At 63.3% G+C, this 11,586-nt stretch carries 8 protein-coding genes; 2 read left to right on the forward strand and 6 right to left on the reverse strand.

Features of this window, described 5'->3' with window-relative positions; translation table 11 throughout:
- Positions 1 to 76: 76 nt before the first annotated feature.
- The 6 genes from ACF8EA_RS08965 to gspG all read right to left on the reverse strand — a co-directional run bounded on the left by ACF8EA_RS08965 (position 77) and on the right by gspG (position 9,021).
- Positions 77 to 1,132 (reverse strand): HEAT repeat domain-containing protein, encoded by a 1,056-nt coding sequence (locus ACF8EA_RS08965; RefSeq protein ID WP_021782976.1) that lies wholly within the window; start codon positions 1,130 to 1,132, stop codon positions 77 to 79.
- Positions 1,133 to 1,356: 224 nt separating this feature from the next.
- Entirely contained in the window at positions 1,357 to 2,772 is a 1,416-nt protein-coding gene (locus ACF8EA_RS08970; protein ID WP_103469715.1) for an efflux transporter outer membrane subunit, read from the reverse strand.
- Complete coding sequence (locus ACF8EA_RS08975; RefSeq protein ID WP_392521651.1) at positions 2,769 to 5,948, reverse strand: efflux RND transporter permease subunit; 3,180 nt, start codon at positions 5,946 to 5,948, stop codon at positions 2,769 to 2,771. The genes ACF8EA_RS08970 and ACF8EA_RS08975 overlap by 4 nt, the downstream gene beginning before the upstream one ends.
- Positions 5,949 to 5,960: 12 nt before the next feature.
- Positions 5,961 to 7,202: a multidrug efflux RND transporter periplasmic adaptor subunit MexE gene (gene mexE, locus ACF8EA_RS08980; RefSeq protein WP_021782979.1), complete on the reverse strand. Its 1,242-nt coding sequence runs from the start codon at positions 7,200 to 7,202 to the stop codon at positions 5,961 to 5,963.
- A 191-nt stretch (positions 7,203 to 7,393) separates the two neighbouring features.
- Entirely contained in the window at positions 7,394 to 8,584 is a 1,191-nt protein-coding gene (locus ACF8EA_RS08985) for a type II secretion system F family protein (protein WP_021782980.1), read from the reverse strand.
- An 11-nt stretch (positions 8,585 to 8,595) separates the two neighbouring features.
- Entirely contained in the window at positions 8,596 to 9,021 is a 426-nt protein-coding gene (gene gspG / locus ACF8EA_RS08990) for a type II secretion system major pseudopilin GspG (protein ID WP_003253843.1), read from the reverse strand.
- A 185-nt stretch (positions 9,022 to 9,206) separates the two neighbouring features.
- On the opposite strand from gspG, the gene ACF8EA_RS08995 reads away from it, so the two are divergent.
- Positions 9,207 to 9,800 (forward strand): lytic transglycosylase domain-containing protein, encoded by a 594-nt coding sequence (locus ACF8EA_RS08995; RefSeq protein ID WP_367251276.1) that lies wholly within the window; start codon positions 9,207 to 9,209, stop codon positions 9,798 to 9,800.
- A 173-nt stretch (positions 9,801 to 9,973) separates the two neighbouring features.
- Positions 9,974 to 11,425 (forward strand): sensor histidine kinase, encoded by a 1,452-nt coding sequence (locus tag ACF8EA_RS09000; protein ID WP_103444467.1) that lies wholly within the window; start codon positions 9,974 to 9,976, stop codon positions 11,423 to 11,425.
- The last annotated feature ends 161 nt before the right edge of the window (positions 11,426 to 11,586 follow it).

Genomic DNA, 11,586 nt, shown 5'->3' on the forward strand with positions numbered 1-11,586 from the left:
CGACTCTCCTTTAGGGTGGCCTGATACCCACTGGACCTTGCTACAACCTCAGGGTTCAACTGAATCCAGGTTCTGCCTACAGGCCTTGTTGCAGTGCAGGGTCGTCCGGGTTTTGGCGCTCCAGCTCGGCTAGCGATACTTGCACGTTCTGCAGTTGGCCGGACTCTTTCCAGTACTGGATCAGCAGCACCCGTGCCCGGCGATTGGCTGGCTGGCGATTGAGTATGGTTTCCAGTTGCTTCTGGGCGGCGTCGAGCTGGTCCAGCTGATGCAGGGTGACCGCCAGTGTGTAGCGGTAGTCGGCGTTGTCCGGGTCCAGTTCCACGGCGCGGGACAACGCCAGCAAGGCATACTCACGCTGTTCGTGACGATTGAGCCAAAGCCCTAGCTCATACTGCAGAAAGGCCGAGTCGGGGCTCAGCGCAAGGGCTTTGCCCAGGACCTGGCGGGAGGCATCGTGATGGCCCTGGCGCTCGAGCAGACGTACCTGAGTCGCCAAGGCTTCAAGGTTGCCGGGGGCGACCGCGAGCGCACGGTGCAGGGCCGCCGCGGCGTGCGTGTAGTCGTTTTCGTGCAGGTAAAGGCGCGCCAGGTGCACCTGGGCGTCGGCATCTTCGGGTTGTTGCTCCAGGGCCTGTTGGTATTGTTCCAGCGCTGATTGCAGCGGGCCGAAATAGAGGCCGATGGCGTCGGGATCGAGGCCCAGCAGGGCATCCACGGCGGCAAAGCGCACGCTTTGCTCACCGTCGTCCAGCAGCGGGCCGAGTACCAGGCTGCGCTGTGCGGGCGGTAACAGGCGGCGGATACTGGCAATGGCCGCTCGGCGCACCAGCGGGTCGGCCTGTTCCAGGTCCTGTCTGGCCAGTTTCAATGCCTGTGGCGAGGGGTAGTTGGGCAATTCGGCGTAGAGCGCCGCCCGGCGGATGGCAGGCAGGTCGTTACGCTGCAATTGCTGGTACAGCACCCGTGCGGCACCGGGCTGGCCGTCGTGGGCCAGGCGTAGCGCCTTGGCGTAGCTGTGTGCTGGCAAGTTCGGCGGGGTTGGCGGGGCGTCGCGCCACAGGTAGCCGAACAGGGCCGATACCAGAACCAACAACAGCAGGGCGATCAGGTAGCGGTTGCGTCTGGGCATCGGACGATCCGTGGCGGCGGGAAGGGCTGAGCTTGGGCCAGCCGGGGGGTAAATGCAACCGAGCCGGCCAAGGCGCTTGCCATGAGCCAAGCCTGCGCTGGCATTCCATGCATTGTGTATTGTTGTAAATAAATGGCAAACGTAAAAAAGCCCCGCAGACCATGGCCTGCGGGGCAAGCGGTTGGGGGAGGAGCCAACCAAAGGAGCCGTTGAAACGGGGTGTGTCAGTGTGCGCTGGCCACCGTCTCTGGTTGCCAGCCGCCGCCCAGGGCCTTGTAGATCGAGACGATGCCGCGGTACAGCTCGACTTCACCCTGGGCTTGCGCATCTTCAGCACTTAGCCGCTCACGTTCGGCATCGAGCAGTACCAGGTAGTCCACGGTACCTTCGCGATAGCGAATCGAGGCCAGTTCTGCTGCCTTGCGGCTGGCGTCGCTCTGGCGCATCAGCGACAGCAGACGCTGCTGGGTCTTGTCGTAATCGCTGAAGGCATTGGCCGACTCCTCCAAGGCCAGCAGCACCTGCTGTTCGTAGTTGGCCAGTGCCCCTTCGGCATCGGCCTTGGCGCCGCGCAGGCGGGCCCGCACGCTGCCCAGGTCGAAGGCTGCCCAGGTAATGCTCGGGCCCAGCGCCCAGGCGTTGGCCGCCGAAGAGCCGATCTGCGAGCCGCGGGCGGCGGTAAAGCCGAGGAAGCCACTGAGGCTGACACGGGGGAACAGGTCGGCGGTGGCCACGCCAACGTTGGCGGTGGCGGCCGCCAGTTGGCGTTCAGCGCTGCGGATGTCCGGGCGACGGCGCAGCAACTCACCCGGGTCACCCACCGGCAACGCCTTGGCGATGGCCGGCAGCGCCTTGGGCGACAGGTCTACGCTGAGCGCGTCAGGGCGCTGGCCGAGCAGGGTGGCGATGCGGTGCCGAGCCCGAGCCTGTTCGGCTTGCAGTTGCGGTACGGTGGCTTCGACCCCGGCCAGGCGCGCATCGGCACGCACCACGTCGAGGTCATTGCCCACGCCGGCATCGCGCAGGGTTTCGGTAATGGTGCGTGATTCCTGCTGGGTCTTCAGGTTGGCCAGGGCAATCTTTTCGCGCAACTGGGCACCGCGCAGTTGCCCGTAGGCATCGACCAGTTCGGCGATCAGGCTGACCTGCAGCTGTTGCAGGTCGGCGGCGGCCGCCGCTTCCTGGGCTTCGCTGGCTTCGATCTGGCGCTGGATGCGGCCGAACAGGTCAAGTTCCCAGGCCATGTCCAGGCCCAGGTCGTAGCGCTCACTGTTCACCCGCTGCGTGGTCTGGCCGGGGATCTGGCCCTTGCCGAGATCGCTGCTGGCACGGCTGGTGACCACCGGGAACGAGTCGTTCTCGGCGTCTTCGCGGATCGAGCGGGCCGATTTCAGGCGGGCGAAGGCAACGCGCAAGTCACGGTTGCCGTCCAGCGAAGCCTGCACCAGCTGGTTCAGCACCGGGTCGTCGAATTGCTTCCACCACAGGCTCTCGAAGCGGCTTCGGTCGTAGGCCTTGGCCTGCACATCGCTGCCCAGTTGTGCAGGTTCGGTAGCTGGCGCCTGGTAGTCCGGGCCTACCGCACAGGCCGCCAGGGCCAGTGCCAGCAGGCTTGGGGTCAGGGGTTTGAGCAGGTTCATGCGTGGTTCTCCAGCACTTGAGCGTGTTCAGCCTTGCGGGCCTGGCGACGCTCGACGAAACGGCGGATCAGGAAGAAGAACACCGGGGTCAGGAACAGGCCGAACACGGTTACGCCGATCATCCCCGAGAACACCGCCACACCCATGGCATGGCGCATTTCCGAACCTGCACCGGAGCTGAACACCAGGGGCACCACGCCCATGATGAAGGCGATCGAGGTCATCAGGATCGGCCGCAGACGCAGGCGGCAGGCTTCCAGCACCGCAGCCAGCGGGTCGAGGCCCTTGGCCTGTTCATCCTTGGCGAATTCGACGATCAGGATCGCGTTCTTGCACGCCAGGCCCACCAGTACGATCAGGCCGATCTGGGTGAAGATGTTGTTGTCGCCACCCGATACGATCACACCGGTGATGGCCGACAGCAGGGTCATTGGCACGATCAGGATCACCGCCAGCGGCAGGCTCCAGCTTTCGTACTGGGCGGCCAGCACCAGGAACGCCAGCAGCACGCACAGCGGGAACACCAGCAGCGCGGTATTGCCCGAGAGGATCTGCTGGTAGGTCAGGTCGGTCCACTCGAAGGTCATGCCGTTGGGCAATTCCTCTTTCAGCAGCTTCTCGATTGCAGCTTCCGCCTGACCAGAGCTGTAGCCCGGTGCGGCGGCACCGTTGATCTCGGCAGTGATGAAGCCGTTGTAGTGCATGACCCGGTCCGGCCCCGAGGTATCGCTGACCTTGAGGAAGGTCGCCAGCGGGATCATCTCGCCAAGGTTGTTGCGCACCTTGAGTTGGCCGATCTGCTCGGCATCAAGGCGGAACTGCTGCTCCGCCTGGACGTTGACCTGATAGGTACGGCCGAAGCGGTTGAAGTCGTTGGTGTACAACGAGCCCAGGTAGACCTGCAAGGTGTCGAAGATGTCGGTGATCGCCACCCCGTGGGTCTTGGCCTTTTCCCGGTCGATGGCGGCATCGACTTGTGGCACGTTGACCTGGTAGCTGGTGAACAGGCCGGCCAGCTCTGGGACGTTGTGGCTCTTGGCAATGATGTTCTGGGTTTCTTTATACAGCGCCTCGTAACCCAGGTTGCCACGGTCTTCGATTTGCAGACGGAAGCCGCCAATCGTGCCCAGGCCTTGTACCGGCGGTGGCGGGAAGATCGCGATGTAGGCGTCCTGGATGTCGGCGAACTGGGCATTCAGTGCGGCTGCGATGGCTGCCGCTGACTGGCTCGGGTCCTTGCGCTCATCGAATGGCTTGAGCGGGGTGAACACGATGCCGCTGTTCGGGCTGTTGGTGAAACCATTGATAGACAGGCCCGGGAAGGCCACCGAGTCGGCCACGCCAGGCTGCTTGAGGGCGATTTCGCTCATGCGCTTGATCACCGCTTCGGTACGGTCGAGGCTGGCCGCGTCCGGCAGTTGGGCGAAGGCCACCAGGTACTGCTTGTCCTGGGCCGGCACGAAACCGGTCGGGGTGGACGAGAAGCCCAGGTAGGTCAGGCCCATCAGGCCGGCATACACGAACAGGGCGATGCCACTGGAGCGGATGACCCGGCGCACGCCACCGACGTAGCGGTTGGACGCACGGTCGAAGAAACGGTTGAACGGGGAGAACAGCCAGCTGCCCAGCAGTTTGTCGAGGAACCGCGAGAAACGGTCCTTGGGTGCGTGGTGTTCCTTGAGCAGCACCGCAGCCAGGGCTGGCGACAGGGTCAGCGAGTTGAACGCCGAAATGACGGTCGAAATGGCGATGGTCAGGGCGAACTGCTTGTAGAACTGCCCGGTCAGGCCGGAAATGAACGCTGCAGGTACGAACACCGCGCACAGCACCAGGGCGGTGGCGATGATCGGCCCGGTCACTTCGCTCATGGCTTTCTGCGTGGCTTCCAGCGGCTTCAGGCCCAGCCCGATGTTACGTTCGACGTTCTCCACCACGACGATGGCATCGTCCACCACGATACCGATGGCGAGCACCAGCCCGAACAACGACAGTGCGTTGAGTGAAAAGCCGAACAGGTGCATGATCGCGAAGGTACCGATCAGCGAGACCGGCACAGCCAGCAGCGGGATGATCGAGGCGCGCCAGGTCTGCAGGAACAGGATCACCACCAGCACCACCAGCACCAGGGCTTCGAACAGGGTGTGCACCACCGCTTCGATGGAGCCACGCACGAAGATGGTCGGGTCATAGACGATGCTGTAGTCCATCCCTTCCGGGAAGTCCTTTTTCAGCTCGGCCATTTTCGCCCGCACTTCGTCGGAGATCTCGATGGCATTGGAGCCTGGGCGCTGGAAGATCGGGATGGCCACCGCCGGCTGGTTGTTCAGCAGCGAGCGCAGGGCGTACTGGCTGGAGCCGAGTTCGACCCGGGCGATGTCCTTCAGGCGGGTGATTTCGCCATCGGCACCGGCGCGGATGATGATGTTTTCGAACTCTTCCTCGTTGACCAGGCGGCCCTGGGTATTGATCGACAGCTGGAAGCTGGTCGAGCCTGGGGCAGGCGGTGCGCCCAGCTGGCCGGCGGCCACCTGGCGGTTCTGCTCGCGGATTGCGGCTACCACATCACTGGCTGTCAGGTTGCGCGAAGCGGTCTTGTTCGGGTCCAGCCATACGCGCAGCGAGTAGTCGCCCATGCCGAACAGCTGCACGTCGCCTACGCCGCCCAGGCGCGCCAGCTCGTCCTTGATGTTGAGGATGGCGTAGTTGGACAGATAGAGCATGTCGTAGCGGTTGTCCGGCGAGGTCAGGTGCACGACCATGGTCAGGTCAGGCGAGGCCTTGTCGACGGTGATACCGATACGGGTTACTTCCTCGGGCAGCTTGGGCTGGGTACGGGTGACGCGGTTCTGCACCTGCACCTGGGCGTTGTCCAGGTCGGTACCCAGGGCGAAGGTGATGGTCAGCGTCAGCTTGCCATCGGCAGTGGACTGGGAGGACATGTACAGCATGTTCTCCACTCCGGTAATGGCCTGTTCCAGCGGCGCGGCAACGGTTTCGCCGATGACCTTGGGGTTGGCGCCGGGGAAGTTGGCGCGCACCACCACGGTGGGCGGAACCACTTCGGGGTATTCGCTGATCGGCAGCTGGAACAGCGAGATAGAACCCGCAATCAGCAGCACCAGCGACAGCACCGCGGCGAAGATCGGCCGGGTAATGAAGAATTTCGAGAAGTTCATCGGTAGGGTCCCTTAACCGCGTGGCGCCTGGGCGCCGGCGACTTTCACGTTATTGCCCGCCATTTTCGGCGCCGGGTTGCTGGCCTCCAGGGCCTGACGCTGCCGTGCGAGGGCGGCGAGGGTTTGTTCGCTGGCCATCGGTGTTTCCTCCGGGGTTACCGGCGAACCAGGGCGCACGCGCTGCAGGCCCTTCACCACGATGCGTTCGCCCTTGTCCAGGCCGCTGCGGACGATGCGCAAGCCTTCAAGTTTCGGCCCCAGTTCCACGGTGCGGTAGGTGGCTTTGTTGTCCTTGCCCATCACCAGCACGAACTTCTTGCCAAGGTCGGTACCCACGGCTTCGTCGTTGATCAGCATGGCGTCGTACTGGGCGCTGCCGACCAGTTTCAGACGCGCATACAAGCCTGGTGTGAACTCGCCGTCGCTGTTGTCGAATACCGCGCGTCCCCGGATGGTGCCAGTGCGCGGATTGACCTGGTTGTCGACGAAGTTCATGTGGCCCAGGTGCGGGTTGCCGCTTTCGTTGGTCAGCCCCAGGTATACCGGGGTGCTCTGGCCACGCTGGCCTTCACGGGCCAGCTGGGTGTACTTGAGGTACACGCGCTCGTCGGCGTCGAAGTAGGCGTAGACTTTGTCGGTGGATACCACGCTGGTCAGCGGGGTGACATCGGCGGTGACGATGTTGCCGGCGGTGAATTCGGCGCGGCTGACACGGCCACTGATGGGCGCAGTGACGCGGGTAAAGCTGAGGTTCAGGCGCGCCAGGTCGAGCTGGGCCTGGATCGCATCGACGCCGGCACGGGCTTCGGCGGCAGCACTGCTGCGCGATTCGGCCAGTTCGGCGGAAATGGCGTTACTGTCACGCAGGCGCTCGCCGCGGCGGGCTTCATTGGCGCTGCGGATGGCGGTGGCCTTGGCCTGTTGCAACTGGGCTTCGAGGCGGCGTACTTCTGCCTGGAACGGGCGCGGGTCGATCTGGAACAGCAGGTCGCCTTTTTTGACCTGGGCGCCTTCAGTGAAGGCCACCCGGTCGATCTGGCCGGAGACCCGCGGGCGCACTTCGACGGTTTCCGGGGCTTCGAGGCGGCCGGTGAACTCGTCCCATTCGGTGATCGGTTGCTCGATCACCTTGGCCACGCTTACCTTCGGCGCGGCGGGCGCCTGCACGGCGTCGGGGGTTCGACCGCAAGCGCTGATCACCACCACTGCCAGGGCAGCGAGGGGGAAGCGCAAGGGTTTGAGTGATTGTTCCATGGAGAACTCCGCCAATGTATTAGTAGTGGGCGGAGTGTGAGTGTGTTGCGCGTGAGGTACGAATCGAACGGGGCGAAGGTTAATATCACGCTGAATGATAGGTGGGGATCATTTATCGATGGCGGCCATGGTTGGGCGAAGCGCACTGCCTGTGCAGGCACCCCTTTACGCGAAAACCTGGGCCTGGCCATTCAGTGAATGCTTGAGGCCAGCTCGAAAATCGGCATGTACATGAGGATCACGATCAGGCCGATCAGCAGGCCGATGAAGGTCATCAGCAACGGCTCGAACAGTTTGACGAACCATTCCACCCAGCGGCCGATTTCCTGGTCATGGAAATCGGCGCAGCGCTCCAGCATCTCGCCCAGGTTGCCGGACTGCTCGCCAGCCCTGAGCAGGCGCAGTGAAACCGGCGTCACCAGGTGCCCGGCCGCCAGTGCATCGGAGAGCGGCAGCCCTTCACCCACCCGCTGGCAGGCCTGCTCCAGGCCCTGCGCTGCTGCGTTGCCGAGCAGGCCGCGGGCCATGCCCATGGCGGTGAGGATGGGAATGCCGCCTTGCAGCAGGATGCCCAGCGAGCGATAGAAACGCGCCAGCTCGTACATCATCAGGCGCTGGTGCAGTGCTGGCAGGCGCCGCAGTTGGCAGGAGGCCCAGTACCGTACACGCGGGTGCCTACGCAGCAGCCAAAGCGCCGCGACCCCACCGACGCTGCCCAGCGCCAGGGGCGCTTGCTGGGCATGCAGAAACAGGCCGACCTGCATCAGTACCCGTGACAACCAGGGTAGTTCGGTGCCCATGCCCTCGAACACTTGGCTGAAACGCGGCACCACATAGCCGAGCAGGAACAGCACCACCCCACCCCCCACCAGCAACAGCAGCAACGGGTAGACCGAGGCACCCACCAGCTTCTGTCGGACCAGGTCCAGGCGCTGGCGATAGCTGATATAGCGGGTGAGGGCATCGCCCAGGGCGCCGGTGCGTTCACTGGACTGCACCAGCGCCACATACAACGGCGGGAATACACGCGGTTGCTGGCCCAGTGCCTGGGACAGTGAGCGGCCCTCGTACAACTGGCGTACCAGCTCGGCGAGCACCTTGCGCGCTGTTGCTGCCGGGCTCTTCTCCGCCAGGCTTTCCAGTGCGTCGATCAGCGGCAGGCCGGCATTGAGCAAGGTTGACAGTTCCTGGCTGAACAGCACCAGGTCGAACGCCGCTTCACGGCGCCAGGCCATGCCGCGCAAGGCGCCGCCGCTGCTGCGCAGGCTGAGCACACGCAGGCCTTGGTCTTCGGCCTGGCGGCGGGCCTGGTCCGCGTCCTCGGCATCGATCTGCAACTGCACCACGCCCTGCCTACCCAGGGCCTTGAGGCTGTAGCGCATGGCCGCTCTCCTTACTGCCAGCTGGTAATTTCGGCGTTTTCCCCATCGCCACCCGGCTGGCCGTCCTTGCCCATCGACAGCAGGTCGTACTCACCGCCGTTCTCGCCGGGTTGCCGGTAGATATACGGGCGGCCCCACGGGTCTTGCGGCACGGCCTTCTGCAGGTACGGGCCGGTCCAGCGAGCCTCGCCACTGGGGGCGACCACCAGTGCCTGCAAGCCTTGTTCGCTGTTGGGGTAGTGGCCGACCTCCAGGCGGTACAGGTCCAGGGCCTTGCTCAGCCCCTCGATCTGCGCCCGCGCAACCTTGGCCTCGGAGCGGCCTAGTTGGCTGAAGTACTTGGGCGCGACGATGCCGGCCAGCAGGCCGAGTACCACCAGTACCACCAGGAGTTCAAGCAGAGTGAAGCCGCGTTGCGGGTTGGTTCTGCGCTGCATGGTGAAGCCCTCCACTGCTATGGGGACAAACGTTGACATGCACCATGCAACAGCCGTGCACGTCTGCCCCAGGGCCTTGCGCCATGGGGCACAGGAAGCGGCACAGTGCTTGCGTCGTGGTGACTGTCCTCGGGTTTTCCGGGGCATTTCCCCCACATCGGGGCCACGACGAAGAGGCGACCGGCATGCGTGGACTCATCCTCGGTTTGATCTGGCTGGCGGCAGGTGCTGCCCAGGCCGATGTGTACATCTCAATCGATGCCAAGGGTGGCTACGTGCTGACCAATGTCCATCGACCAGGGCGCCATTATGAGAAGGTGATCAACGAGCCGCTGTCCCAGGGTGGGCCGGTCAAGGCGCAGATGATCACTGGCCGCCCTTACGCCGAGGTCGTCGCCACGGCTGCGCGCATCCACAACGTGCCGCCGGCGCTGCTGCACGCGGTGATCAAGGCCGAGTCCGGCTACAACCCCAAAGCACGTTCGCGGGCGGGGGCAGTGGGGTTGATGCAACTGATGCCGGATACCGCCCGCGAGATGGGGGTGCAAGACCGGCTGGACCCTGAAGACAATGTGCAAGGCGGGGCACGCTACCTCAAGCAAATGCTTACCCTGTTCGACAATGACATCACCTTGGCTGTGGCGGCCTACAACGCCGGCCCGGATGCTGTATTGCGGCGCGGTGCCGTGCCGCCGTTTGCCGAGACCCGGCGCTATGTGCCCACGGTGCTGCGCGAATATCGCAAGTTGCAAGGGTTGACTGATGATTCGTCCTTGTAACACCTGGCTTGCAGCTCCCGTATTCCACAGGGGCAGCGCCACCTTCGGCTGTATCGGGTAGGGTGAAGTGAGGAGGGGATCAATACCCTTCGGCGGATGCCATCAATTTAATGCCATAGATTCCCCAAGTCTGGGCTATAACCTTCTAAAGGTGCCCAACTGAGGTGTCCGTTATGGACGTCGCCCCTCGTTCCGACACTATTGACGTGCCTGCCGGTAGCGAGTTGGCCGTCCCGCGCAAGCCGTTCAACCTGCTGCGCTGGTATGCCTGGGTCAGTCTAGCCATCATTCTCTCGGTGGCGGCCGGGCTGGGGCTGATTTCCAGCCGCTTCATCATCGACGAGAGTGTCGAGCGTGATGCGTTACTCACCGCACAGTTCATCACCTCCATCGCCGATGCCGAAGTGCGCCATGTGTCGATCCCCAATGTGCGGACCATGGGCGAACTGCTCGATCCGCGCACCGACCGCAACAACTTGCCCGAGGTCGACCCGGAAGCCCGGCGCATGGCCCGTGGCGAGTTCCTTGACCATATCGCTCACCTGCCCGATATTCTGCTGGCCAATATTTATGCTTTGGACCATACAGTGATCTGGTCCACCAACCCGGCACTGATCGGCAAGCTGATTGAAGGCGACGAAGACTTGAATCGGGCTTTCGAGTACAAGATGCGGGTTTCGGCCAGCTACCACAATTTCGAACAGGCCCGCACCGAGCAGAAGTTCATCACCCCGCCCAAGCAGCTATTCATCGAGAACTACATTCCGCTGTTCGATGCCGATGGCGATCAGGTCACAGCGATGGTCGAGATTTACAAGGAACCCCATGACCTGATCGTACGCATCGAGCGTGGCCTGATCCTGATCTGGTTGGCCATCACCGTCGGCGCTGCTCTGGTCTATGTCGGCCTGTACGGCATCATGCACCGCGCCGCGCGGCTGCTGGCGGTGCAGCAAAAGCGGCTGATCAGCAGCGAAACCTACGTGGCACTGGGTGAGGTGTCGTCGGCAGTGGCCCATAGCCTGCGCAACCCGCTGGCCAGCATCCGCTCAAGTGCCGAACTGGCCCAGGCGTTCGACGAAGGCCCGGCGCAGAGCCAGGTCAACGACATCATCAGCCAGGTCGATCGCATGTCGCAGTGGATCCGCCAGATGCTGCAGTCACTGCGCCCGCTGAACGACGAGGCGTTGGCGGTGGACTTGCCGCAGGCGCTGGAGGAGGCCCTGCAGACCTACGCTGTGCCGCTGGCGCGCGGCGGAGTAAGCCTGGACCTGCAACCCTTACCGGCCGTGCAGGTGTTGGGGCACCCGGTATTACTGCGCCAGGTATTCAGTAGCTTGATCGCCAATGCCTTGGAAGCGATGGAGCAGGGTGGGCGGTTGCGTATCGAAGTGGTACGTCACAACCGGCGCAGCCTGACCTTGCGCCTGTCCGACAATGGCAATGGCATGAACGACGAGCAGCAGCGAATGGCCTTTCGACCATTCTTCACGACCAAACCAGGTGGGCTGGGGGTGGGGCTGGTGCTGGTGAAGCGCATCATGGAACGCTTCGGCGGTACGGTTCGGCTCAGCAGCAGCGAGGGTCATGGCACGAGGGTTTCGTTAAGTTTCCGACTGACCTGAAAGCACCAAGACACATTAATAAAGGGATGTAAGATGTTGATATAAAAGGTAATAACGTTTTGGGTCAAAATCACCCAAATGTGGGGAAGACTCCTCAACATTAATCTAGAAAGTTTTTTCAACTTACTGGTAAATAACAGTTTTAATAGGTAATAGTCCTG

Origin of the sequence: Pseudomonas sp. YQ_5, assembly GCF_043103305.1 — a bacterium.
GTDB lineage: Bacteria > Pseudomonadota > Gammaproteobacteria > Pseudomonadales > Pseudomonadaceae > Aquipseudomonas > Aquipseudomonas putida_Y.